We start from the raw sequence: 24,553 nt of genomic DNA, 5'->3' as shown, positions 1-24,553 counted from the left end.
AATTTGTTGATTTTAAAGGTGAGGGTAATTATCTTGATGAAACAGGGTCTTTAGTGAAAAATCATTCAGTTATTAATAATATGATTGCTTGTCATCAATGCGATTCGTTATTACCTATGCCGTATTTATTAGAAGGACAAAATGCTTTCTGCGGTTGTTGTGGCGCGATACTGTTTTCAAAGAAGAGGGATGCGATTAATCGAACCCTTGCTGTCGCCATTGCTGGGTTATTGTTTTTCCCCCCAGCGGCATTATTACCTATTATTGGCATCGGCGCAGCAGGTCTTTACAACGATGCCTCTCTGGTTGACTGTATTACACTTTTAATCGATAGTCGCAATTACGTACTCGCCTTTGCTGTTTTTATGTTTACCATTGCTATCCCTGTAGTGAGGCTGATCGCGGCCTTATATATTTCATGGTGCATAAAGTTTCAGAAAATTAAACCTTCGTTGTTAGTGTTTTTTCGCTCTTATCATGTTTTAGATACTTGGACGATGCTTCACGTATTTTTACTGGGTGTTGTTGTCTCTATGTATAAACTTTCTTCAATGGCTGATATGACGATTGATGGTGGGTTAATTAGCCTAATATTCCTGTTGTTATGTTCAACATTGGTGTCGGTCACAATAGATCAGCACAATATATGGCATGAGCTGGAGAAATCTCTTGAGCAATAAAGCCCTTGCCGCAGGTTTAGGCAGTTGCCCAAAGTGTCATAAGCTCAATGTTATGCATAGCGAGCGACAAGTCTGTTCACGTTGTTTAACGCTATTTTCTGCTCGAAAACCTAAGAGTTTTGAATACACGCTAGCTTGGACCATTGCCGCATTAGTGATGTTTATTCCGGCTAATATCTATCCTATGATGGTTTTTTATACTTTCGGCAAACCCGAAGCCTCAACCATTTTGGAGGGTATTGCCATTTTTATTCAAATAGGGATGTTGCCAGTAGCGGTCATCATTTTTATTGCTAGCTTTGTAATACCTTTAGGGAAAATAATTGGGTTATTTACCTTGATGTACAGCACCAAAAGAAAAACACAATTGTCGTTAAAACAACAAGGAAAATTATATTATATTGTCGAATTTTTAGGACCATGGTCAATGCTCGATGTATTCGTGGTGACGGTTATGGCAGCGGTTGTTAACTTAGGCTTTTTATCTAGCATTGAACCAGCAGTTGGTATTACCTACTTTACCTTAATGGTGGTTTTTACCATTTTTGCCGTGGAAAACTTTGATCCGCGATTATTATGGGATAACTATCAGAAGCATAATCATCAGTCACTTTCTGAAAAAACATATAACAATACGGATGTCCCTCATCATGACAAATAAAACTATTCTTGCCGAATCAAAATCCATGATTAAAAGTCGAGAAGGTATTTCTGCTATCTGGTTAGTGCCTATTATTGCGTTGTTGTTTGTTGCTTGGTTAATTATAAAAGCTGTTTCTGACCGAGGCACGTTTATCACTGTTCAGTTTGAAAGTGCCAGTGGTATTGTGGTTGGTAAAACTCAAGTTCGCTATAAAGGACTTACCACAGGTATTGTACGTCACGTTGAAGTATCTGAAGACTTACAGAGTGTTATTGTAGAAATTGAAATGATTTCAAGCTCGAAAAAAATGTTGACTGATAAAACACGTTTTTGGTACGTGACTGCCGACGTTTCATTTCAAGGAATTACCGGATTAGACACTTTGTTATCAGGGAGTTATATAAATGTGATACCTGATATTGAAGAAGAAGGTATAGCAAAGAGTCATTTTATTGCTTTAAGTGAAGAACCGGTATTAGATCAAGCAATGCCAGGTTTACATGTATCATTAACAACAAAAACCTTGGGTTCATTAGGCAAAAAATCACCGGTTTTATTTAAACAAATTACCGTCGGTTATGTCGCTGGATTTAACTATGAGGCAACTTCTGATCTGATCAATATTAACCTTTTTATTGAACCTGAGTACGCTAACTTAGTAAAAGAAAACTCGCGTTTCTGGAATACCAGTGGCGTAACAGTATCGGGTTCATTAACTAGTGGCGTTACTGTTCATACCGATTCGTTGGCTTCTGTTGTTGCTGGAGGTGTGGCTTTTGGAAACTCTGATTATGAAGCGGTTATGGGACCGGCTATTAATGGCCAAAATTTCACCTTGTATTCTGATTATGAAACCGCCAATATGGGCCATGAAATTCAGTTAATGTTAAACTGGAATTCAGGTATAGATCGCGATGCAGCAATTATGTATCAAGGGTTAACATTAGGAAAAATTACCGACTTTACTCGTATTGATCCCGAAGAAAGGATCATCGAAGCCAGTGCTATTATCAATCCTCGTATCATTCCCTATTTAACCAGTGGTTCGCAGTTTTTTGTTATAGCGCCCAATTTGGACTTAGGCGGCGTTACAAACTTACATACATTAATGTTAGGCGCGCACATTGGTATTCGTCCATCAGTTGATGGTAAACCGTTAAATAAATTTAACGTCTATAATCAAGAGCCTGCCTACCAATATAGCGAACCTGGGTTACATTTAGTGTTAAAAGCACAAGATGTTGGTTCCTTAACCATAAGCTCTAATATTTATTATAAACAGCAAAAAGTAGGTACTATTCAGGCAATTGAAAATATTGGTCCGAGTGAGTTTTTAGTACACATCTTCATTGAACCTAAATACAAAAGCTTTGTTTCTAGTGATAGTCACTTTTGGAACGCCAGTGGTTTGCATATTTCAGGTGGCTTACAAAATTTTGATATACAAGCGCAATCTATTCAGTCGATGTTAGCGGGCGGTATTGCTTTTGACTTAGGAGATAATAATGAAAAATTAGCACCTAAGAATGGTGATGATTTTCAGTTATTTATTGATAAAAATGTGGCTAAACAACGTTCAACATTTAACCTGTATACGAATAGTGCCCATGGTTTAAGTACCAAAACTCGTATCATGCTAAGGGGTGAAGAAATTGGTTCTGTTCATAAAGTCATTCGCCAGCAAGACCAAGTTACCCTTCAGGTTGGGGTCTTAGCCGATTATGAATATATTCTACGAGAAAACAGTCAGTTTTGGCTCGTTAATGCCGACTTGTCTTTGTCAGGAATGACAAATACTGATGCTTTATTTGGCGGGGCGTATATCAGCGTTAACGTTGGAGAGGGTGAAAAAGCCCATGATTTTATTGTCACTGACTTACCACCGGCAAAACACTTATCATCAAAAGGACTACAACTTTCGCTAAAATCAGAGCAAGGGAATGTCGTTAATCCTGGCAGTCCGATTAGCTTTAGAGGCATAGCTGTAGGACAAGTGGATAATGTCTCTCTCGATACCACAGGTAATAACGTTGAAATAAATATTACTGTTGATGAAGAATACCGACATTTAGTTTCAAATTTTACCCGTTTCTATAACGCCAGTGGTGTAACAATAAGTGGTGGTCTAGGGAATTTTATTGTTAAAACAGAATCTGCTGATGCGATATTAAAGGGGGGGATCAGTTTTATAAACCCAGAAATAAAGCCTGAGCAAGACACCGTTGAAGAGGGAGAGAAATTTACCTTATTTGATAATGTTGAGTATGCAAAATTAGCGGGCGTTGCCATAGAAATTCATTTTAGTGATGTTGAGGGCTTGAAAAACAATTTAAAAATAAAATATCAAGATCAACAAGTTGGCTTAGTTTCTCGGATCAAATTTGATCAGCAAGGATTTGGCGCGACCGTTTATGCTTTTTTAAATGACAGTGGTCAAAAGTTTGCGGTTGCAGACTCAAAATTTTGGTTTGCTAAACCAGAGCTTGCTCTTGTGGGCTCAGTAAATGTTGGCGCTATTCTAGAGGGGGGCTTTATTGGATTAATGCCAGGTAAAGGAGAAATAAGTCATCGCTTTGAAGCCAAAGCGATTATGCCTGTAACAACAACGCTTCCTTCAGGGTTAAATCTTTCATTAAGTGCAAAAACCTTAGGTTCAGTAAGAACAGGCAATCCTGTGCTCTATCGACAAGTTAAAGTTGGTCGGGTAATTGGTGTCGATTTATCACCTACCGCCGACACCGTTAATATCTATATTAATATTTATCCACGTTATGCGCCTCTAGTAAGCCAAAGCAGTCAGTTTTGGAATACCAGTGGTATTCGTATTGATGCGGGGCTTTTTTCAGGGATCAATATAGACTCAGAATCTATAGAAACACTGCTTGCCGGTGGAATAGCTTTTGCGACACCTGAGGTTGACGTTAATGAAACTTTTCAGTCAGCAGAGCAAGGACAACTATTTAAGTTAGCACAAGATGTTGATGACGATTGGCATAAGTGGCAACCTAAAATTGAATTGTCGCAATAAGAACAAGAGATACCATCATTAACTTTGTTCAATACACTGTCGGCGATAGCGTTAAGGAAAAGCCGTAAATTTGGTCTAAAGTTATAATTTATTGTCTATTTGTTAATAATTGTAATATTAAAGTTCATATAATTCGCCACAAACCAACAGGTAACGAATTTGCATGACTCATGCTATTAAGCATGAAGACAATATTAACTCATTATAATAATACAGTGGAATAACCTATGGAAAATGAATTCCCCAGCGCTAATAAAGAGCTAACAAACTCTAATCGTATTCAAGTGATGGACTTACTTCGTGGTTTTGCATTAATCGGCATTATTATGATGAATATCGAATGGTTTAATCGCCCGGTTAGCGCATTAATGAGCTTCGATTACAGCCTTACTGGCTTCGATTGGGCATCAAGTTGGTTAGTTAAAGTGTTTGTTGAAGGCAAATTTTATAAATTGTTTTCAATACTTTTTGGTATGGGCTTTGCCATCATGCTAGTTAGAGCGCAAGAGGCAGATCGTAAATTTGGCGTATGGTTTACCCGACGCATCTTGGTATTATTTGTTTTTGGTATGGCGTATTTAATTTTTCTTTGGGGTGGCGATATTATTCATGACTATGCGGTAGGAGGTTTGCTTTTACTGGGTTTTGTTTTACTTTTACGCACTAAAAAATTAGCACGATTTAATACCCCCGCTACGTTCGCAAAAGTGGGTTTTCGCTATTACTGATGCCGTTATTGGTTTCAATGTTTGCCGCTCTTTATTTCGGTGTTACCCGTGATAACACCGAAATAACCAACGATCGGCAACAGGAAATCATCATTAATCAGCAGCTTGATGTGTTACTACAACAAGAAAAAGATAATCCAAAAGAAATATGGGTTAATAAAAATACAGAGATTGAAGAAGAAAGTACCCTAACAGCAGCGAGTGGAGCAGTAATCGAGGGTGATGTTGAAGCATTAGAAGAAAGAGAAGAAGCTGTAGAAGAAGTCGATGAAGATAGCATGACCGACGAAGAGCTTATTACTTATAAAGCTCAACAACTTTTTGAACGAAAACAAAACTGTACGCAAGATGAAGCAAAAGAAACAGCAGCTTTTACGCAAACTAGCTATATTGAAGCAACTAAGTACCGAGCTAAAAGCGCCGTTGAAGCTTTAGGTAACACGCCAACCTTTGCCTTCTTTGTTTGTTTACCGCTTTTCATGGTGGGCTATTGGTTAGTCGCTAGTGGCAGAATGAAAAACCCACAACAACACCAAAGTTTCTTTAGTGTTGTGTGCTGGGGCGGATTGAGCATTGGCCTACTGTTAAGTATTGCTGGAACTTTTATTAGCCTACACCCAGTGACAAAAAGTGCTATCGAAGTGAGAGCGGGTGGACAAACTATTTTTTACTATGGGCAGTTTATTCTCTGTGCCGGTTATATCGGGCTGTTTGTAAAATTAGCCAGCAAGGCTTGGTTTATCAAAGGTTTTTCATGGTTGGCACCGTTAGGAAAAATGGCGCTTACTAATTACATCAGTCATTCTATTATCTTAACGACAATTTTCTATGGCTATGCTGATGGTATGTTTGGTCAAATAGCCCGCGGACAACAAATGCTTATTGTTGTCGCGGTGATTTTTGCCCAAGTTGTTTTTTGCACGCTCTGGTTGAAGTTCTTTAGGTTTGGCCCGTCAGAATGGTTATGGCGCTCAATTACGTACATGAAATCGCAACCACTACGCTTAGAACAAAAGCTTAATACAAGTATCGCCTCTTAGGTTTTACTAGGAAAAATCACTGCATAATATGCTGGAATTGTTTAACTGCGATTTCAGCATTTTCACTTTCAGTGATTGCAGTAACAACCGCTATGCTGTCAACACCCGTCTGCCAAACACGTTCTGCTCGTTGAAGATTAATGCCGCCAATGGCTACAACTGGAATATTGCTCGCTAATTTCAATAGCTGTTGTAAGTTCTCTACCCCTTGAATTTGTCCGCTCATATTTTTAGTTTTAGTTGGAAATATAGCGCCAATCGCTAAATAAGAGGGTTGTAATTGTTGTGCTAATAAAAATTCATAACAACCATGAGTACTAATTCCTAAGTGTAAACCTGACTGTTGAATCCTAGTTAAATTAGCATTTTGTAAATCTTCTTGGCCGATATGCACACCGTAAGCACGATGTTTTATAGCTAATTGCCAATAATCATTAATAAACAAGCGCGTTTTATACGGCTGACTAATGGCTATGGCTGCAATGATTAGCGCTTCAAGCTCGATGTCAGTCTTATTTTTCAGCCGCAGTTGAATAATGTTTAAGCCTAATGGTAATAAACGTTTTAACCAATAAAGTGAGTCAACCACAGGGTAAAGCCCAAGCTTAGTATCCGATAGTGCCAACGATGGAAAAGGTGGTAACGCCTGATATTTCTTGACTAGGTTGGATGATATTCTAGGGAAAAAGTCAGCATTATTAGGCCAATGGGTTTGTTGAAATGCGCCATAATAATCGGGTTTTTTAATGCTAGCAGTTACCGATTTAGCTAAACCTTGATTAATAAATGCTTTTGTTAAGGTAAAGGCATCACGTAATAAATAGCCGTGTGCTAAAAAAGCCGTTACTGCGCTAGCGAAGGAGCATCCCCCACCATGACTGTAAGAGGTATTTATTCGCGGTGAAGAGAGTTGATAGCTTATCGATGATTGTTCAACGTGATGTAAACAATAGTCATCACTGATTTGTAAACCATCATTGTCTAACACGGCACTGTGCCCACCTTTTACGATGACGCTGGCGACGCCTAATTCGGAAATTTTTATTGCCAGCTCAACGGGGTCAAGTGTCAATAAGTTTGATAATTGTTGCGCTTCCATCAAGTTGGGAGTAATAACATCCACATAGTGGAACAATAGGGTTAAATCTTCTCGCTCTAGTGTCGAAAAACTACCACCGACGCTCGCTTGGCCAACGGGGTCAAAAACGACACTTATTTTTGGGTAGTTAGCTTTAAAACCTGCTAATAATTCGGTTAACCATGTGACTTGTTCAAGATTGGCTATTAAGCCAATCTTAATGACACTGGGTGGTTTATCATCAATTAATACCTTGGCTTGTTGTTGTAATGTCTCGCAAGCGACCGGATTTATCGAGATAAGGCGGTTAGCGTTCTGTACGGTATTAGCGGTGATCAAATGACAAACTTCAACACCTAAGGCATGACCTGTTTTTATATCGGCGGCAATGCCCGCACCACCTGAGCAATCACTGCCAGAAATCGTCCATACAATTGGTTTTTCTTTAACACTTTCTGTCATAGGTTTATCCTTATTGCCTTATTGCCTTATTGATGCCAAAAAGGTGTCTCTAAGGTTGGCGTTGATGGATGAGCGGTTTGTCGTTGCTGCATTACACCCGCCATGTATCCTTGCTCGCCAGCGACAATAGCTTGTGCGAAGGCTTTTGCCATCAGCACCGGACTATCTGCCAAGGCAATTGCAGAATTTAATAATACGGCGTCGTAACCCATTTCCATGGCTAAACAAGCATCTGAGGGTTTACCAATACCCGCATCTAAAATGAGAGTTGCATCTGGAAGCCGCGAACGAATTGTTGCTAAATTATAAGGGTTCATTAGACCCTTACCTGTGCCTATTGGCGATGCCCAAGGCATGATCACCTGACAACCTAAGTCATATAGACGCTGGCATACTACTAGATCATCGGTGCAATAAGGCAGCACTTTAAAGCCCTCATTTAACAACTGTTCGCTGGCCTTTAATAGCTCGATAGGGTCCGGTTGTAAATTATAGTCATCACCGATAACTTCTAATTTTATCCAATCCGTTTGAAAAATTTCACGGCTCATTTTTGCCAAGGTTACCGCTTCTTTAGCTGTTTTACAGCCCGCTGTATTGGGTAATAAAAAACCCTGAGTCTCTTTAACAACCTCTTGAATATATTGCCAAATTTTTGTACCTGACTGTTGCGCAGGGTTCTGGCGTTTTAACGACAAGGTAACAATTTTTGAGCCACTGGCTAATATCGCTTGTTTCATGATCTGTGGCGAAGGATAAAGTGCGCTACCAATTAATAAACGACTATTAACCGCTTGTCCGTATATCATTAGCTCGGTTGAAAAGGCCATCATTAACCACCCTGAATAGGAAACAGTATATCGATACTATCCCCTTGATTAATTATGGTTTTTTGATAATCAGCTTTACCAACAAAGTCACCATTAAGAGCCACAGCAAAACTTTGTTTTTGTTGCTCTGGCGTTAAATAATGCAGTAATGCTATTGATATATTGGGGGTTAGACTGGCAATGGTGATTGCTTGTCCATTGATAAAATAGGTTGTTATAGCTGCTTTAGTATTCATTGATGGCTAACCACTTATGATAAGGAGATTCTGTTAATGAGCGACGCTCGAAAAAATGCGCAACGGTAAACTCTAACTGCTTTAACACAACCGGCGCAATAAGGTAGCCGTGGCGAAACAATCCATTGACCTGGATAAGCCGATTTTGTAGTGAGATTTTAGCTTGGTTATCACTAAAAGCTGGTCTTAACTGGCTAATATGTTGACGAATATTGGCTTCAGCAAATCCAGCATGGACACTATAAGCCGCGCTGAGTAATTCCATTGAAGAACGTACCGTCATTGGCGCGCAGTCTTCACTTTCGATTTCAGTTGCTCCCACGACATAAAAGCCGTTAGTTTTAGGGGCAATATATAATTGATAGCGAGGGTGCATTAAACGAATAGGCCGGGTAATATTGACTTCAGGGGCAAATAATTGAAATATCTCACCTCGTACTCCTCGTAAATCTTTTAAGGGGGCTGCGGTGTTTTCGCCTGCAGTGTTGCGTGCGCCTGCACCGCGACAGTCAATGGCCAAATCAGCAGCAATAATATGCTTTGACGTGTTAGTTTGCTTATTGCCTTTGTCGCCTAGTGGGCTATCCTCATGGTATGTCACTAAACAGGTCGATTTTTGCTGCTCAATGTTAACGACAGGTGCACTTTCTAACCAAGTAACGCTACTTTTTTCTAGCTGCTTTTGCAGGGCTTTTAGTAATTTACGATTACCTATTTGACCTTCTTCAGGTAAAAACAACCCGTGATTAAAGCGATGAGCTAATTCGGGCTCAAGGGCAAGTATTTGTTGGCGATTCAGTTGCTGTAGCTGATGTTGCGGATAATGATTTTTGATATAAGCCATGAAACGCTGATAATCGCCTTGGTCTTGCTCATGGCTAACCATTAAGGTGCCTGCTTGTTGAAAATAAGTGTAACTGTCTAATTTAGCAAGAATATCAGGCCAAAGCACTAATGACTCAAAGCCCATTTCAACAATATTACGATCGCTATGCATAGCTTCACCTAGCGGCGTTAATAAACCGGCAGCAGCATAAGCGGCACTTTGGTGGCCTTGTTTATTATCTTTATCAATCAAGGTCACTTGATGACCTTGATTAACCAAAGACAATGCCATTAAACGACCCACTAACCCTGCGCCAATAACAACGATATTGGCACAGATTTGAGTAGGTTTAGGGATCTGCTTAGAAATAGTCATCGGCTGACTACTTCACCTGATGGTAAATTTCACTACCGGTCGCTTTAAATTCAGCCGACTTTTCAGCCATGCCTTGTGCTATATCGGTTGGCGTTGCATCTAAAACAATCACTTCGTCAAGTAACTGTATTTCTATTTTATTGCTGGCTTCAAGACCTGCGGCATAATCACGTACTTCCTGAGATATTTTCATCGAACAGAATTTTGGCCCACACATAGAGCAGAAGTGGGCAACTTTACCCGATTCTTGTGGCAAGGTTTCATCGTGATAAGCCTTGGCTCTTTCAGGGTCTAAACCGATATTAAATTGATCGTACCAACGAAATTCAAAGCGTGCTTTGCTCATCGCATTATCGCGAATTTGCGCCCCCGGATGACCTTTTGCTAAATCGCCGGCATGGGCTGCAATTTTATAGGTCATTAAACCTTCTTTAACATCTTCTTTATTGGGTAAGCCTAAATGTTCTTTAGGAGTGACATAACAGAGCATGGCACAACCGTACCAACCAATATTAGCGGCGCCAATACCCGAAGTAATATGGTCATAACCCGGTGCAATATCAGTCGTTAACGGACCTAACGTATAAAAAGGAGCTTCACCACAATGTTTAAGTTGCTCGTCCATATTTGCTTTGATCATATGCAGTGGCACATGCCCGGGACCTTCAATTATCGTTTGAACATCATGTTGCCAAGCAATTTTAGTTAATTCGCCTAAGGTATGTAATTCGGCAAATTGTGCTTCATCATTGGCATCAGCAACCGAGCCAGGGCGTAAACCGTCGCCGAGTGAAAACGAGACATCGTATTGCTTTAATATTTCACAAATATCTTCAAAGTGGGTGTATAAAAAATTTTCTTTATGATGCGCTAAGCACCACTTTGCCATAATTGAGCCACCACGTGAGACAATACCGGTAACACGCTTAGCGGTCATTGGAACATAGCGCAATAATACACCGGCATGAATGGTAAAATAATCAACACCTTGCTCGGCTTGTTCGATAAGGGTATCGCGGAAAATTTCCCAGGTTAAGTCTTCTGCCACGCCATTTACTTTTTCTAGTGCTTGATAGATAGGTACCGTACCAATGGGCACTGGTGAATTGCGCATGATCCATTCGCGGGTTTCATGAATATTACGGCCCGTTGATAAATCCATTACCGTGTCTGCGCCCCACTTGGTTGACCAAACCAGTTTTTCTACTTCTTCTTCAATGGAAGATGTCACCGCCGAATTACCAATATTGGCATTTACTTTAATTAAAAAATTACGGCCAATAATCATCGGCTCACATTCTGGGTGGTTAATGTTTACCGGAATAATTGCTCGGCCACGCGCGACTTCATCTCGGACAAACTCTGCGGTAATTTGCGCTGGAATACTGGCACCAAATGACTGACCTTTATGTTGTAGTAGTAAGGTTTTATCTTTGACCTCCTCACGTTTTAAATTTTCACGAATGGCAATATATTCCATTTCAGGGGTAATGATCCCTTGGCGAGCATAGTGCATTTGGGTAACGTTTTGACCTTTTTTAGCGACACGCATTTTAGGTAAGTGTTCAAAGCGTATTGCGTCAACACCATCGTCAGCTAAACGTTGTTGAGCATAAGTAGAGCTATTTGATGTTAATAGCTCAACATCACCACGACTATCAATCCAACTTTCACGCAGGCGAGGGATACCTTTGTGTACGTCTATATCGACACTTTCATCGGTATAAAAACCTGAGGTATCGTAGACGCAAAGTGGTTCATTTTTTTCGTAGGTTGGCTTATCTTTGTTACCCGCTAATAAAGTATCAGACAAGGTGATTTCACGCATACCTACCTTGATATCGTGGATTTTACCTTGCACATAAACTTTTTTAGAATTTGGGAATGATTGATCTGAAACGTTTTTTAAAAATGTTTCAGCTTGTTCGCGACGTTCTCTGCGAGTGAGTTTTTTAGCTGGTTTGGTCATTATGCTGCCTTTTAATAAGTTGCATTTTGTTATAAATGCAGTAATAAAAAGACGAAGTGTAGAGTGAGGAAAAAATAAAACGGAATAAATATTAATGCTTTAACCGCTATATTTTACCTTGTTCCCTTACGCAGATATTAATCTGATCAGGTTCTACGGATCCCGCTTTCGCGATCTCAGCTTTGAATATTTCTTTAGAAATAATCTCAGCACTCCGACAAGTAATTATGGTGATTCTATCGTATTAGTTTCAAAATACGCAATCATAATGTTGTATTTAGTTATAATTAATTTTTTAGATAACAATGTGAGTGGTTGATAGACCTTACCCTTTTTAGGGTTCACAATTTATATTACACAATGCTAGTATATTGTATACGAGAGAGTGTTAGGACAATAACAATGATAAAAAAACGGATAACGACTTCACTTGCTGGCTTAGTTTGCGCTATGGTTTTTGCTGGGCATGTTAGCGCGAGTAATTGGCAACAAGAAAGTGGCAAGATAACGCATCAAGAACAATTACGTGGCTCAATAACACTAGAAAGAATGTGGTGGGATCTAATTCATTATCATCTTAATGTAAAAGTTGACCCTGAAACTAAGCTTTTTTCAGGTAAAAACATCATGACTTATAACGTGCTAGCTAAAGGTGAACGTTTACAAATAGAGCTACAAGCGCCAATGAAGCTTGAGAAAGTGCACCAAAATGGTAAAGCGCTTGAAGTAGAGCAAGATGGCTATTCTTATTTTATCACCCCAGCCAGTAAGCAAGAAATAGGCTCAGAGCAGAAGATAACTATGTACTTCTCTGGACAGCCCGTTACCGCAAAAAACGCCCCATGGGATGGTGGTATTACTTGGAAGAAAGACAGTAATGGTCTCGACTTTATTGCCACTTCAAATCAAGGCATTGGCTCTAGTATTTGGTGGCCAAATAAAGATCATCCTGCCGACGAGCCCAACAACGGCGTATTAATCAGTGTTGAGGTGCCAGAACATTTAATGGATGTGTCTAATGGCCGATTAATTAAAGTTGAACACAATAAAATTGATAAAACAAAAATTTATCATTGGCAAGTTGTCAATCCTATCAATAATTATGGGGTCAATATTAACATTGGTGACTATGTTCATTTTGGTGAAAAGTATCAAGGTGAAAAAGGTCAGCTTGATATGGACTACTATGTTTTACGGGAAAACTTAGCGAAAGCAAGAAAACAGTTTAAAGAAGCAAAACGAACCATTGAAGCGTTCGAGCATTGGTTTGGTCCTTATCCGTTTTATGAAGACAGTTATAAACTGGTGGAGGCACCATATTTGGGGATGGAACATCAAAGTTCGGTGACTTATGGTAATGGTTATCAAAATGGTTATTTAGGACGTGATAGAAGTAGCACTGGCCCAGGATTGTTATTTGATTTTATTATTGTCCATGAATCAGGCCATGAGTGGTTTGCCAATAACATCACCAATAAAGATGTTGCCGATATGTGGATCCATGAGAGCTTTACCAACTATTCAGAAAGTCTATTTTTAGAGTATCATTTTACCAAAGAGCAAGCTTTTGAATACGTTCGTGGTCAACGGATGAATATTGGTAATCAATCCCCTATTATTGGCGAATATAATGCTAATCGCGGTGGTTCTGGTGATATGTACGATAAGGGTGGCAATTTGTTGCATACCATTCGCCAAGTGATTAATAATGATGAAAAATGGCGAGAAATACTCCGTGGATTAGGTAAGGTTTTTTATCATCAAACAGTGACTACCCAAGATATTGAAAACTACATTAGCACACAATCAGGTATCGACTTAAGTAAGGTCTTTGACCAATATTTACGTGATATACGTATTCCCACTTTCGAATATTTTATCAAAGATAAAGTGATGAAAATTCGTTGGGGTAACGTGGTTAAGGGGTTTGATATGCCGTTACGCGTCACTATTGCCGGTAAAGCACAGTGGCTAGCACCAACAGCAACTTGGACTACTGTTGAACTTGAGCAGGAAAACCCAAATATAGCCGTTGATGCTAACTTTTATATTTCGACGCTTAGTGTTTTAGGTCATTAGTTTTAAAAATTAACGATATAAAATTAAAAAGGAGAGCTTATTGCTCTCCTTACACGTCAACGGTCAGTTAAATATTGCACTTAAAAAGCGTATTTAAAACCAACAGAAAGTAATTTAGTACCGTCATACGTTTCATAAGAGGCTTCAACGCTCACTTTTTTATTGAGGCTATAACCAACACCAGCACCGATGCCAAATTCCCATGAATCATCAGACGCTGATTCTCCACGGTAGCTTGCTTTGAGGTCTAAGTTTGCATAAGACGGCATTACATAAACATATGCGCGATTGTTGAAGTCATATTGACCACGCAAAGATAAAGCGAGTAAGCTTTCTACTTTAATTTTAGCACCGTAAAGCGAGTCGTCACCAACACCAGTACCGAGACGAAGTTCAGGCATCAAGTAAAAATTTTTCGCTGAATTTTCAATTTTATATGCCACTGAGCCATAGATAAAGTTCAAAGAGATATCGTCGCCATCAGAGCTATCAGATAACTGACCGAATCCACCGCCCACTTGCCAATCAGCAGCTACGGCTGTTAGAGATAGACTGAAAAGAGTGAGTGCGATAGCGGTTTTCTTAAACATAATAAATCCTTTATTTTATTTGGGTTAACTTTAGGTTAAATTAAGGTGAAAATTTCGCGGCAGAGCTTAACACCAAGATATTTCTTGTTCAATAATCTTTAATCAATTATGGTCTGGTACTTGGCAACTAATAAAATCAGTGGCAATATTTAACGATAAATAAACATTTTTTTATCTCTTCAAAGCCTTATTCTCTTGGACTTACAGGACTATTATTGTGGGTATTTTTTTTACCGGTTGCAAAAAATTATGCAATAAAAAGTGAGAGCACAGCAAAGCTATGTCAGCGCTCGCCATCATCATGCCTAGTAAAAGTTAATATTGAATTAACCCAAGTACAGCCGAAAAGCCGTATTTGGTTTAGCTTAATGCAATTTAAATTGTCCTCACTATTTATTTTGCAACACAGTGATGAGCTTTACCAAGAAACAAAGCGTTGGATAGACGAGGAAGATCTACCGATCCCTTTTCAAGTCACTCTTTACATGTATTATGCTAAATCTCTACTTAGTCATGGCGACTTAGCAGAAGGTAAGCGTTATATTTATAAAGCAAAAGCACAATTAGCAACAATGAATGAAGTCTATCCATCTCCAATTAAACTTATTGAAATTGCCAACATTACAAATGTTTATTGGCGAGCTACCTGAAGCCTATGAGTCACTTATTGCTTTAAAAGATAAATATAAAAACAGCCGTAATCCGCAGTTTATGATGGAACTTTTCGGTCATTTAGGTCATGTTGCTAGGCAACTTGAATTGCATGATAAAGCGATTGCCCACTGGTATGCAACCGTTCCTTGGAGTTATAAATATGGTAATGAACAACAAATAGCGACAGTACATTTTAATTTAGCGCAAGCACAGCAACATGCAGAACAATTATCATTAGCTGAAAAAAGTTATTTAGCCGCAATTAAGCATGCTGAAATTGCTTTAGATGTTGTTAAAGTCTCCCATGCAAAATTGTACTTAGCCGAAATAAAGTTGCAGGGCGGTGATAAAGAACAAGCCGAGGAGTTATTACTGGCTATTAACGAAGAACTCTTAGCACCCAACCTGTTATTAAAGCTCAATGACCTTAAAGGTGAATTATAAAAACCTTTAAGGGGGAGTAGATAAAAAGCACGCTGCAAAAAGGTTTGTAAATCCTTATGGTGAATATCTCGCTTTCATAGTACAGCCCAATTTATTAATTGGGCTAAAATAATTTTATCCATTTCAATAGGCTGTTATTCCTGATATTTATCCACTATCATTGTCTTTAAAGAATGTAATCAGGTAATTCATATGTCAGCAGTTACGCAAAAAACAAACACCATCAAATCTAAAGCCGCAATTGCTTGGGGGCCAAATAAACCCTTAACAATTGAAGAAATTGATGTAGAACTTCCTAAAAAAGGTGAAGTTCTCGTTAAAATTATCGCTTCAGGCGTTTGTCATACAGATGCTTTCACGCTTTCAGGTGAAGATCCTGAAGGAATATTTCCAGTGATTTTAGGGCATGAAGGTGGTGGGATTGTTGAAAAAATAGGTGAGGGTGTCACCAGTGTTGCGGTTGGCGATCATGTTATTCCTTTATACACACCCGAATGTGGTGAGTGTAAATTCTGTAAATCAGGTAAAACCAATCTGTGTCAAAAAATTCGCGAAACCCAAGGTAAAGGCTTAATGCCTGATGGCACCTCGAGATTTTCATTAAACGGTAAAGTTATATTTCATTATATGGGCTGTTCTACTTTCTCTGAATATACCGTTTTACCTGAAATATCTTTAGCAAAAGTGAACCCTAAAGCACCGCTTGAAGAAGTGTGCTTATTGGGTTGTGGGGTAACTACCGGCATGGGCGCAGTCATGAATACGGCGAAAGTTGAAGTAGGCGATACCGTGGCTATTTTTGGTTTAGGTGGTATTGGCTTGTCGGCTATTATTGGCGCTGCTATGGCGAAAGCAAGCCGCATTATTGCGATTGATATCAACGAAAGTAAATTTGAGTTAGCTAAAAAACTGGGTGCAACAGACTGTATTAATCCCAAAGATTACGACAAACCTATTCAAGACGTTATTGTTGAATTAACCGATGGCGGTGTTGATTACTCTTTTGAATGTATCGGTAATGTTAATGTGATGCGTTCGGCCTTAGAGTGTTGTCATAAAGGCTGGGGTGAGTCTATTATTATTGGTGTTGCTGGCGCAGGGCAAGAAATTTCAACCCGCCCATTTCAACTGGTTACCGGTCGAGTATGGCGTGGTACTGCCTTTGGTGGTGTAAAAGGTCGTAGCGAGTTACCTGAATATGTTGAACGCTATCTTGCCGGTGAATTTGCTTTAAACGACTTTATTACCCATACCATGTCGTTAGAAAAAATTAATGAGGCCTTTGAATTAATGCACGAAGGTAAGAGCATTCGTAGTGTTATTCATTTTTAAACATCCATAAATATCTAAAAGTTGAACCATAATGTTAGAGAAAATTAGCAGTAATAAAATGTTTGGTGGCGTTCAAGAGCATTTTCAACACCATGCTGAAAGTCTAAAATGTCCGATGCGTTTCGCTATTTATTTACCTGAAGGTGCCAGTAAGCATTCACCAGTGCCGGTTTTATACTGGCTTTCAGGACTGACCTGTACCGATGAAAACTTTGTACACAAATCAGGGGGGCAGCGCATGGCATCAGCACTCGGTATAGCCATTGTTTGCCCAGATACCAGCCCGCGTGGAGCCGGTGTTGCCGACGATGAAAACCAGTCTTACGATCTAGGGTTAGGTGCGGGTTTCTATATAAATGCCACCCAGAAACCTTGGTCCACACATTATAAAATGTATGATTATATTGTTAATGAATTGCCAGCGTTAATTGCAGAAAATTTTCCGGTATCAAGTAAAAAATCGATCAGTGGTCACTCAATGGGGGGGCATGGCGCGCTAACTATAGCGCTAAAAAATCCTGATAAATATTGTTCGGTATCTGCCTTTAGCCCTATCGCTAATCCAATTAATAGCCCTTGGGGACAAAAAGCGTTTAGTGCTTATTTAGGTAATGATAAAGTCTTATGGCAACAACATGATGCAAGCGTGTTGATGAAAGCAAGTACACAGCATATACCGGCATTGGTTGATCAAGGTTTAGCCGATGACTTTTTGCAAGAGCAACTTCAGCCAGAATCATTGATTTCAGCGGCGTTGAGTAATAACTACCCACTAATACTTAACCAACATCAGGGATATGATCACAGTTACTTTTTTATCGCCAGTTTTATTGAAAGTCACTTGTTTTTTCATGCGAAACATTTGGGGCAATCTTAATGTTTACGGTTATTTCACCTGAACATTTTAAGACTATTCCATGGAAAAATGGCCAAGGTGAAACTATTGAATTAGCGATTAATGACGGCGGTACTTTAGCTGACTTTATTTGGCGCTTGAGTATGGCGAATGTTGTTGAAGATGGGGTCTTTTCTGATTTTTCAGGTTATCAGCGTAGTCTCATTCTCATTGCCGGTAAGGGTATTAATTTACAACACGATAATCGTAAAACTGATCAGTTGAATAATATCCTTGATGTCGCCAATTTTGATGGGGGTTGTCGAACCGTTGGACATTTACCTGCTGGCGAAATTACCGATTTTAATATTATTACAGATAAAGAAAAGTGCTCGGCCGTTGTGGAAACCTTGCTAGCTCGACAAACAGTTGAACTTAAAGCTGCAGACTTATGCTTTGTTTACAGTTTGTCGGGTCAATTCCAGTTAACGTCATACAAAAATCACCAAATAATAAAGGCAGGGCATTTATTGAAATTGAATACCCTTAAAGTAGGGGAGATGACGATTACCGGTCAAAAGCTGATTGTGGTTTATTTAATGTTAAACACTTAGGAAAAATTTAGTAACAGCAGGTGTTTATCGCTGAAAAGAGTCATTTAAACTTTTATTTCAGCGGTAATATTTTTTTTGTTTTAGAGTATGAACATACTAATAAAAATCCAATGCGCAGGACGTTAAAATGAAAGCACACCATTTAGTCAAAATATTCGCCTTGTTGCTGATATTCTCACCGTTTGCTAATGCTGAGAATACTGCTGACAATAGCCGTAAGTTACCTATCGACGAAAGCTCAACCACGAAACATAGTACCAAGGTTAACGGTAACAAATTCGACTACACTGCCACTACAGGTACTCAACCCGTATGGGACAGTGAGGGTAATCCAACCGCCAGTTTGTTTTATACTTATTACCAACGCAGCGATGTTAAGAATAAAAGCGCACGACCTTTATTAATTTCTTTTAACGGTGGCCCAGGTTCAGCATCGGTTTGGATGCATGTTGCCTACACCGGCCCACGTGTTTTAAATGTTGATGACGAAGGATATCCATTGCAGCCTTACGGTGTTAAGACCAATGACTATTCAATTTTAGATGTTGCCGATATTGTTTTTGTTAACCCAGTTAATACGGGTTATTCACGAGTTTTACCCGACAAAGAGGGCAAGATGCCTTCGAAAGAACAACAAAAATCGATGTTTTTTGGTGTCAATGCCGACATCAAGTATCTAGCCGACTGGGTAAATACTTTTGTGACCCGGAATGAGCGCTGGCGTTCACCAAAATATTTAATCGGTGAAAGTTATGGTACTACCCGTGTTTCAGGCTTAGCGTTAGAACTACAATCACGTCAGTGGATGTATCTAAATGGCGTGATTCTTGTGTCGCCAACCGATATTGGCATTAAGCGCGACGGACCGGTAAAGGCCGCAAATCGCTTACCTTATTTTGCAGCTGCTGCCTGGTATCACCAAGCACTAAAGAGCGATTTACAGCAAAAAGACTTATTAGATATTTTGCCTGAAGTTGAAAAGTTTACTATTGAGCAATACATACCTGCACTCGCTAAAGGTGGCTTTATTAGCCCGGCAGAAAAACAGGCGATAGCTGAAAAAGTCTCTTATTATTCAGGACTTTCGGTCACTGAAGTATTACGCAGTAATTTAGATATTAGCGCTTCCTATTTTTGGAAAGAACTATTACGTGATCGTGAGCAAACAATTGGTCGTTTAGATTCACGTTACTTAGGTATTGACGAGAAAACAACCGGATCACGTCCTGACTACAATGCGGAATTAACGTCATGGTTACACAGTTTCACTCCCGCCATTAATTACTATTTACGTGAAGAGTTAAACTATAAAACAGACATTAAATATAATATGTTTGGTGATGTACATCCGTGGGATCGCACTAACAATAATACCGGTAAAAACTTACGTTTAGCGATGGCACAAAACCCTTATTTAAATGTTATGTTCCAAGCAGGTTACTACGATGGTGCGACTAACTATTTTGATGCTAAGTACACTATGTGGCAGTTAGATCAAAGTGGTAAAATGCAAGACCGCTTGTCTTTTAAAGGCTACCGCAGTGGTCATATGATGTACCTTCGCTATGAAGATTTAAAAGCGGCGAATGATGATATTCGTCAATTTATTAAAGCGTCTTTACCTGATAATAAACAAGCCGCTAAATATAAAGCTGCTTCGCCACGATAAATTATCTTAGCACTTAAAAGCAAGCCGATTAAGTTATCATTTACAACTTAATCGGCTAATATGTTATTCCTCTTCATCTACTTCTTTAAATCTTTTTGCCGCATCATTTTTCTTATAAACCTGCTCCATAATAGGTTCAAAAGAGTTAGGATGGATATTACCAATAATATTGACAAATACCGCCTCATTATCTGAAAGTGACAGTACAACTAAACCATCAATTACTTCACCGTTTGACTTGATGAACATCAGTGAGTAATCAGTTGATTCATCATCATTCATTCTTACTACATGTTGCCAACCATCGGCACGTAAATTATCTTGAGTTTCAATGAAATTATCTTTAAACAACTCACTGTTTTTTTCAACGTTATAAACACTTATACGAACACCATCTACGTCATCCAATAAAGCATCAATTTCTGGGTCTTCATCAGTATCAATAACCCAACGTGCTGTGCCAATAGCTAATGGACCTAAAGACAAGTTTATTTCGCTGTCAGCTCGCCACCAATAAGGTGATTCAATATCGGCATAGCCAGCATGACTGTGAAGTCCCCCTGCGGTAATGCCACAACCGGTTAAGAAAAAGCTTGCTGCAACTGCTAATAGCAAGGTCACTTTCTTTAAAAAATAGTGAGATAGTTTCATGGTTTACTCGTTATTTTAAGTCAATATCAATGTTAAGTGATTTGGTTACTTTATTAATTTGTGCCGGGTCTATTTCACCAACAATGTTAATAAATACCGCTTCACGACCGTCTTTATCACTTTTATTGTTAATAACCATAACGACTAAACCATCCATAAGGTCATCTGTGATTTTGGTGAATACTCGTACCTTTTCATCTTCTTCATTGACCGAGACAATAGGTAACCAGTTTTTAGATTGAATATCTTTGCTGACTTTTGCAATTAAATCTATTGCCGGTTGATCGCTACCTTTCATATTATAGATTTGTACACGAACGGCTTTTAACTTGCTGATTAATTCTGATGCTTCTGGATCAGACAGATTAATTTTGCTAATAAAACCTAACATGGTTTTATTTAAATTAACCATCACTTTAGGTTCACCATAAACTGAGTTAAGGCTGGCAAAGTCTACATAACCTCGCTCTTTGGTAATGTCGTCGGCAAAGGCTGAACTGCTCATTAATAATGATGAACTAAATAAAATAAGTGCTGATAATAATTTTTTCATGATGTTTCCTTAAAATGATTAAGCGGTTTAAATAAACCTTGGTTCAATGGTTGTTGTATATTTTCGTCAAATGTTTGCTTTATTTGCTCTGTTGATATTTTTTTAGCGAATGATATATATTGCAAAGCGATTGCTAACTCTTGTTCTGCATGTTGTATTTCTGCCAGTGATGGCTGTTTATCTATAGGATCACTTAGCATATGGGTGTTGAGTAAAGCGACAGCGGTAACTGTTGCGGCTAACGCACTGAGTTTTTTCCAGCCAGGCGTAAAGTAGCCAAAAATCACATGACTGCTTGTTTCAGTTTTGCTAATGCCTTGTAACTTGTTTTTCAAATCAGCTGATAAAGGCTGCAAACCTATGTCATTTAAATGTTGTTCAATATGTAACGCTGTTTCCAACTCAGCAATTTGTTGGTTACTAAGTTGTTCATTAGTTGATTCACTGCTCTCGTACAATACTCTTGCTAGCACACGGGTGTCAGCTGAAAGGTCATTGTTCGCTAAAAAATCATCTAATGGTTTCTGCCATGATTCTTTATTATTCATGGGTATACCCCTTTAAATTATTTCGCAATTCACGTCGTGCACGATGTAAATAGACTTTTACTTGGCTGGTGGTTAAGTTAAGTGATTTCGCCGCAATACTTTGGCTGTTTTGTTGTACATCACATAACATAATCAACGAACTATAGGGTTCGTTTAAACAAGCAATCGCCTCGCTTAACCAACGACTTAATTGTTGGTGCTGTAAATTCCCTGCCGGTTCTTCATGTTTTTGTGTCACTTGATGCTCTTCTTCAACTTGGCTGAATTCCTTACGCTTACGCAATTTATCAATACAAGCATTACGGGTTACCGTAGAAAGCCAAGCCGATACTTTTTCAATATCTACTTGTTGGATGTTATTCCATAAACGCGTAAAAACATCTTGTGTAATATCTTCCGCTTCATGTTTATCACGTAAAATATACAAAGCTAACGAATAGATTCGTTGCTGATGTTGTTCGAGTATTTTATTAAATTTATTTCCTTTCATAGTTATAATTACGCACTACTTTGCGAAAGGTTACAAATTAAGTATCTTATTTTTAATTTATTATTAAAAAGAGTCGCCAAAGTGATTGGTATGATAAGTAGATTCAATATAACTAATAGGGTAGGGTTTCTTGAAATAAATTGGTTAATCAATGTGTTATTGTTAAAAAATTAATCTGCGGATAAAGTGATATTAAGTTAAAAAATTTTTATTAATAAGCATAATTGAGTCGATTAAAGACAATTTTTAGTGATCGCGATTATAATTGCGACAGGTGATTTTTATATTTTATTGAATTTTAGGCATAAAAAAACCGATGAAAACAAGTTCATCGGCTGGATAGCTTTGGGGAAGCTAAAATATAAAATTATTACAACAGGTGCTCACTAAAAGAGAACAAAAGCATTATAGAGTAACAACTCTATAAGTGTAAAGTAAAAAGTGAAGTAATTACTCAGTTTTTTGTTTTTTTCGGTTTTTGGTGCTTTTAGTAGTTAATCTGTTGATCACAGAAAATAATGGGATCTGCGACAGAGAATGGGATTCTTACTTATGTGAATAGACATCACTAGTGAGATTATTAGACATCAAATGAGATTGAAGCATTTTTTCAATATTCACTAATGCCACATTCGAAACATTAGGTAATTGAGTTAAAACTGAGATTAGGATTAGTTTTCGTATGGATAATATCGAAATAATCAGCATTTAAACTGTAAGTTAACCTCTGCAAAAAATAAAACTAACGGTAATTTGACAAACTTGAAAAGTCATATTCATAGAGTATTTAGTTTTTCCAAGTTAAATTCCTACAAATTATAGCTTCACTGCTTTTTGAGGAGTAGATGATAGTCTTGGGTAATAGCTCAATGTAAGCTTTCCTGTATCATCTTCATCAATAACAAAATAGGCTAATGTACCTTTGTAGAAAAAGCTGTTTAGAGACATTGGGATTACTTCATAAGGTAATGAATCATCTCTTTTAGTGTATATAACTCCTTCTTCAACGAACAATGTACGTATTGAGTCGTTATCTACTTTATAACGTCCCAACAATTTATTAAGTTGAGTTTGTTCAATATCAAAGCGGCTATAGCCAGGGTGATTAATAGCAAACATTTCAGCCGATAATAATAGAGTCAAATTGAAAGGTTTTGAGGAGCCGTCATTACTCAATACTGCAATATAAATATCCTCTTCAGGGAAATACACTGAACTAGTTCTAAAACCAGGAGTTCCCCCTTGATGAATAATTGCTTTACGTTCGTGGATTTTAATATTGTTTAATCCAAAGCCATAACGAGATGAACTTCCATCATTAAGTTTAAACTCTGTAATCATCACCTTATAACTTTCTGCTGAAATCAGTTTTCCTTGGCTCAGGCTGCGATACCAAGTGGCCAAGTCGTCAACTGTTGAAACTAAACCTCCAGCAGAAAAAGCCCATGATACATCTACTGGATTTGCTTTTTTAATAACACCTTTACGTGTTCGATAATAACCTATCACGCCTTTTGAATTTGAATCCAGCCCGCCATAATGGCTGTTATTCATGCCTAATTTATTAAATATGTTACTTTCTATAAATTGACCATAAGTTTGCCCGCTAACAATTTCAATAATTTTACCAAGCAACAGATAGCCTGTATTTGAATAACTCATCTTTTCACCAGGCTGAAATTTAATTTTTTCCTTCAGCAATAAAACCATTAATTTTTCTAAAGTTGTTGATGTCTTTCTATGTACCGCTATTTTTTTCGGGTTTCTGTAAAATCCTGAAGTATGACTCATTAGGTGTTCGATTCTTATTTCATTTTGTTGCGGTGGGAAGTTTGGAAAATATTTGCGAATATCATCTTTTATGGATAATTTACCCTGCTCTTGCAGCATCAATATAGCCGTGCTCGTAAATTGTTTTGTTATTGATGCAAGTTTGAATTCACTGTTTGTCTTTAGTACCCTTCCAGACTCAATATTAGCCATGCCGTAAGAACCACTATATATAGTTTCCCCACCTTTGGTCACGATGACAGACACTCCCGGTCCTTTTTCATCAACATGGCTCCTTAAAAGCTTATCAAAGCTTAATGAAGAGCTTGCAAAACATTGGCCAGCTAGAATAAAAACTGCTATTAGAGAAAGTTGAATTAGACCTTTGTTCATAACGTTCCTTGTAAATTATAGTTATTTCAACGGGGG

At 38.4% G+C, this 24,553-nt stretch carries 23 protein-coding genes and 1 riboswitch; of the genes, 12 read left to right on the top strand and 11 right to left on the bottom strand.

Features of this window, described 5'->3' with window-relative positions:
- Positions 1-53 precede the first annotated feature (53 nt).
- The 5 genes from H4J67_RS06230 (at position 54) to H4J67_RS06210 (ending at position 6,119) form a co-directional block, all read left to right on the top strand.
- Positions 54-680, top strand: a complete 627-nt coding sequence (locus H4J67_RS06230) for a paraquat-inducible protein A (protein ID WP_182175157.1) — start codon at positions 54-56, stop codon at positions 678-680.
- Positions 670-1,341 carry a paraquat-inducible protein A gene (locus H4J67_RS06225; RefSeq protein WP_182175160.1) on the top strand — a complete coding sequence of 224 codons (672 nt, stop codon included), beginning with the start codon at positions 670-672 and terminating at the stop codon, positions 1,339-1,341. Before H4J67_RS06230 ends, H4J67_RS06225 begins: the two co-directional genes overlap by 11 nt.
- Positions 1,331-4,351 carry a PqiB family protein gene (locus H4J67_RS06220; RefSeq protein ID WP_182175163.1) on the top strand — a complete coding sequence of 1,007 codons (3,021 nt, stop codon included), beginning with the start codon at positions 1,331-1,333 and terminating at the stop codon, positions 4,349-4,351. Before H4J67_RS06225 ends, H4J67_RS06220 begins: the two co-directional genes overlap by 11 nt.
- Before the next feature lie 227 nt (positions 4,352-4,578).
- On the top strand, positions 4,579-5,079 hold the full coding sequence (locus tag H4J67_RS06215; protein WP_182175166.1) for a DUF418 domain-containing protein: 501 nt from the start codon (positions 4,579-4,581) through the stop codon (positions 5,077-5,079).
- Positions 5,079-6,119, top strand: a complete 1,041-nt coding sequence (locus H4J67_RS06210) for a DUF418 domain-containing protein (protein ID WP_182203217.1) — start codon at positions 5,079-5,081, stop codon at positions 6,117-6,119. The genes H4J67_RS06215 and H4J67_RS06210 overlap by 1 nt, the downstream gene beginning before the upstream one ends.
- Positions 6,120-6,135: 16 nt before the next feature.
- On the opposite strand, the gene thiE is transcribed toward H4J67_RS06210, so the two are convergent.
- The 5 genes from thiE to thiC are packed head-to-tail and all read right to left on the bottom strand — an operon-like array spanning position 6,136 to position 11,895.
- On the bottom strand, positions 6,136-7,659 hold the full coding sequence (gene thiE, locus H4J67_RS06205) for a thiamine phosphate synthase (protein WP_182203216.1): 1,524 nt from the start codon (positions 7,657-7,659) through the stop codon (positions 6,136-6,138).
- 26 nt (positions 7,660-7,685) lie between these two features.
- Complete coding sequence (locus H4J67_RS06200) at positions 7,686-8,489, bottom strand: thiazole synthase (RefSeq protein WP_182203249.1); 804 nt, start codon at positions 8,487-8,489, stop codon at positions 7,686-7,688.
- A gap of 2 nt (positions 8,490-8,491) precedes the next feature.
- Complete coding sequence (gene thiS / locus H4J67_RS06195; RefSeq protein WP_182175175.1) at positions 8,492-8,725, bottom strand: sulfur carrier protein ThiS; 234 nt, start codon at positions 8,723-8,725, stop codon at positions 8,492-8,494.
- Positions 8,715-9,926, bottom strand: a complete 1,212-nt coding sequence (locus H4J67_RS06190) for an FAD-dependent oxidoreductase (RefSeq protein WP_220463296.1) — start codon at positions 9,924-9,926, stop codon at positions 8,715-8,717. Before H4J67_RS06190 ends, thiS begins: the two co-directional genes overlap by 11 nt.
- 7 nt (positions 9,927-9,933) lie before the next feature.
- A complete protein-coding gene (gene thiC, locus H4J67_RS06185; RefSeq protein WP_182203214.1) occupies positions 9,934-11,895 on the bottom strand; it encodes a phosphomethylpyrimidine synthase ThiC in 1,962 nt (653 codons plus the stop codon).
- A 105-nt stretch (positions 11,896-12,000) separates the two neighbouring features.
- Positions 12,001-12,122: riboswitch (TPP riboswitch) on the bottom strand.
- Positions 12,123-12,297: 175 nt separating this feature from the next.
- Here thiC and H4J67_RS06180 point away from each other — a divergent pair.
- The gene (locus H4J67_RS06180; protein ID WP_220463297.1) at positions 12,298-13,974 is read left to right on the top strand and encodes a M1 family metallopeptidase; all 1,677 of its coding nucleotides are present in this window, start codon (positions 12,298-12,300) and stop codon (positions 13,972-13,974) included.
- An 80-nt stretch (positions 13,975-14,054) separates the two neighbouring features.
- On the opposite strand, the gene H4J67_RS06175 is transcribed toward H4J67_RS06180, so the two are convergent.
- A complete protein-coding gene (locus H4J67_RS06175) occupies positions 14,055-14,564 on the bottom strand; it encodes an outer membrane beta-barrel protein (protein ID WP_182175181.1) in 510 nt (169 codons plus the stop codon).
- 215 nt (positions 14,565-14,779) lie between these two features.
- Here H4J67_RS06175 and H4J67_RS06170 point away from each other — a divergent pair, with 215 nt between their 5' ends.
- The 6 genes from H4J67_RS06170 to H4J67_RS06145 all read left to right on the top strand — a co-directional run bounded on the left by H4J67_RS06170 (position 14,780) and on the right by H4J67_RS06145 (position 20,112).
- The gene (locus H4J67_RS06170; protein WP_182203212.1) at positions 14,780-15,214 is read left to right on the top strand and encodes a hypothetical protein; all 435 of its coding nucleotides are present in this window, start codon (positions 14,780-14,782) and stop codon (positions 15,212-15,214) included.
- The gene (locus tag H4J67_RS06165) at positions 15,141-15,662 is read left to right on the top strand and encodes a hypothetical protein (RefSeq protein ID WP_182203211.1); all 522 of its coding nucleotides are present in this window, start codon (positions 15,141-15,143) and stop codon (positions 15,660-15,662) included. Before H4J67_RS06170 ends, H4J67_RS06165 begins: the two co-directional genes overlap by 74 nt.
- Positions 15,663-15,854: 192 nt before the next feature.
- Complete coding sequence (locus H4J67_RS06160) at positions 15,855-16,994, top strand: S-(hydroxymethyl)glutathione dehydrogenase/class III alcohol dehydrogenase (RefSeq protein WP_220463298.1); 1,140 nt, start codon at positions 15,855-15,857, stop codon at positions 16,992-16,994.
- Positions 16,995-17,025: 31 nt separating this feature from the next.
- A complete protein-coding gene (fghA, locus tag H4J67_RS06155; RefSeq protein WP_182175190.1) occupies positions 17,026-17,871 on the top strand; it encodes an S-formylglutathione hydrolase in 846 nt (281 codons plus the stop codon).
- Positions 17,871-18,443, top strand: a complete 573-nt coding sequence (locus tag H4J67_RS06150) for a HutD family protein (protein ID WP_182203209.1) — start codon at positions 17,871-17,873, stop codon at positions 18,441-18,443. The genes fghA and H4J67_RS06150 overlap by 1 nt, the downstream gene beginning before the upstream one ends.
- 127 nt (positions 18,444-18,570) lie before the next feature.
- Positions 18,571-20,112: a S10 family peptidase gene (locus H4J67_RS06145; RefSeq protein WP_182203207.1), complete on the top strand. Its 1,542-nt coding sequence runs from the start codon at positions 18,571-18,573 to the stop codon at positions 20,110-20,112.
- A 63-nt stretch (positions 20,113-20,175) separates the two neighbouring features.
- Here H4J67_RS06145 and H4J67_RS06140 read toward each other — a convergent pair whose 3' ends face one another.
- The 5 genes from H4J67_RS06140 to H4J67_RS06120 form a co-directional block, all read right to left on the bottom strand.
- Entirely contained in the window at positions 20,176-20,763 is a 588-nt protein-coding gene (locus H4J67_RS06140) for a DUF4252 domain-containing protein (RefSeq protein ID WP_182175198.1), read from the bottom strand.
- 10 nt (positions 20,764-20,773) lie between these two features.
- Positions 20,774-21,316: a DUF4252 domain-containing protein gene (locus H4J67_RS06135; protein ID WP_182175201.1), complete on the bottom strand. Its 543-nt coding sequence runs from the start codon at positions 21,314-21,316 to the stop codon at positions 20,774-20,776.
- Positions 21,313-21,864, bottom strand: a complete 552-nt coding sequence (locus H4J67_RS06130) for a hypothetical protein (RefSeq protein WP_182175204.1) — start codon at positions 21,862-21,864, stop codon at positions 21,313-21,315. The genes H4J67_RS06135 and H4J67_RS06130 overlap by 4 nt, the downstream gene beginning before the upstream one ends.
- The gene (locus H4J67_RS06125; RefSeq protein ID WP_182175207.1) at positions 21,857-22,354 is read right to left on the bottom strand and encodes an RNA polymerase sigma factor; all 498 of its coding nucleotides are present in this window, start codon (positions 22,352-22,354) and stop codon (positions 21,857-21,859) included. Before H4J67_RS06125 ends, H4J67_RS06130 begins: the two co-directional genes overlap by 8 nt.
- Before the next feature lie 816 nt (positions 22,355-23,170).
- Positions 23,171-24,517 (bottom strand): serine hydrolase, encoded by a 1,347-nt coding sequence (locus H4J67_RS06120; RefSeq protein ID WP_182203206.1) that lies wholly within the window; start codon positions 24,515-24,517, stop codon positions 23,171-23,173.
- Positions 24,518-24,553 lie beyond the last annotated feature (36 nt).

The organism is Colwellia sp. BRX10-4, from assembly GCF_014077465.1.
Taxonomy (GTDB): domain Bacteria; phylum Pseudomonadota; class Gammaproteobacteria; order Enterobacterales; family Alteromonadaceae; genus Colwellia_A.
This window is presented reverse-complemented; position numbering and strand designations above follow the sequence as displayed.

Bases quoted from the DNA above. Each gene is read 5' to 3' on its own strand.
- H4J67_RS06160 (WP_220463298.1), top strand. From the start codon at position 15,855: ATGTCAGCAGTTACGCAAAAAACAAACACCATCAAATCTAAAGCCGCA.
- thiS (WP_182175175.1), bottom strand. From the start codon at position 8,725: ATGAATACTAAAGCAGCTATAACAACCTATTTTATCAATGGACAAGCA.
- H4J67_RS06210 (WP_182203217.1), top strand. From the start codon at position 5,079: ATGCCGTTATTGGTTTCAATGTTTGCCGCTCTTTATTTCGGTGTTACC.
- thiC (WP_182203214.1), bottom strand. From the start codon at position 11,895: ATGACCAAACCAGCTAAAAAACTCACTCGCAGAGAACGTCGCGAACAA.
- H4J67_RS06180 (WP_220463297.1), top strand. From the start codon at position 12,298: ATGATAAAAAAACGGATAACGACTTCACTTGCTGGCTTAGTTTGCGCT.
- H4J67_RS06165 (WP_182203211.1), top strand. From the start codon at position 15,141: ATGAAGTCTATCCATCTCCAATTAAACTTATTGAAATTGCCAACATTA.
- H4J67_RS06150 (WP_182203209.1), top strand. From the start codon at position 17,871: ATGTTTACGGTTATTTCACCTGAACATTTTAAGACTATTCCATGGAAA.
- H4J67_RS06200 (WP_182203249.1), bottom strand. From the start codon at position 8,489: ATGGCCTTTTCAACCGAGCTAATGATATACGGACAAGCGGTTAATAGT.
- fghA (WP_182175190.1), top strand. From the start codon at position 17,026: ATGTTAGAGAAAATTAGCAGTAATAAAATGTTTGGTGGCGTTCAAGAG.
- H4J67_RS06215 (WP_182175166.1), top strand. From the start codon at position 4,579: ATGGAAAATGAATTCCCCAGCGCTAATAAAGAGCTAACAAACTCTAAT.
- H4J67_RS06220 (WP_182175163.1), top strand. From the start codon at position 1,331: ATGACAAATAAAACTATTCTTGCCGAATCAAAATCCATGATTAAAAGT.
- H4J67_RS06175 (WP_182175181.1), bottom strand. From the start codon at position 14,564: ATGTTTAAGAAAACCGCTATCGCACTCACTCTTTTCAGTCTATCTCTA.
- H4J67_RS06125 (WP_182175207.1), bottom strand. From the start codon at position 22,354: ATGAAAGGAAATAAATTTAATAAAATACTCGAACAACATCAGCAACGA.
- H4J67_RS06145 (WP_182203207.1), top strand. From the start codon at position 18,571: ATGAAAGCACACCATTTAGTCAAAATATTCGCCTTGTTGCTGATATTC.
- H4J67_RS06140 (WP_182175198.1), bottom strand. From the start codon at position 20,763: ATGAAACTATCTCACTATTTTTTAAAGAAAGTGACCTTGCTATTAGCA.
- thiE (WP_182203216.1), bottom strand. From the start codon at position 7,659: ATGACAGAAAGTGTTAAAGAAAAACCAATTGTATGGACGATTTCTGGC.
- H4J67_RS06130 (WP_182175204.1), bottom strand. From the start codon at position 21,864: ATGAATAATAAAGAATCATGGCAGAAACCATTAGATGATTTTTTAGCG.
- H4J67_RS06190 (WP_220463296.1), bottom strand. From the start codon at position 9,926: ATGACTATTTCTAAGCAGATCCCTAAACCTACTCAAATCTGTGCCAAT.
- H4J67_RS06135 (WP_182175201.1), bottom strand. From the start codon at position 21,316: ATGAAAAAATTATTATCAGCACTTATTTTATTTAGTTCATCATTATTA.
- H4J67_RS06120 (WP_182203206.1), bottom strand. From the start codon at position 24,517: ATGAACAAAGGTCTAATTCAACTTTCTCTAATAGCAGTTTTTATTCTA.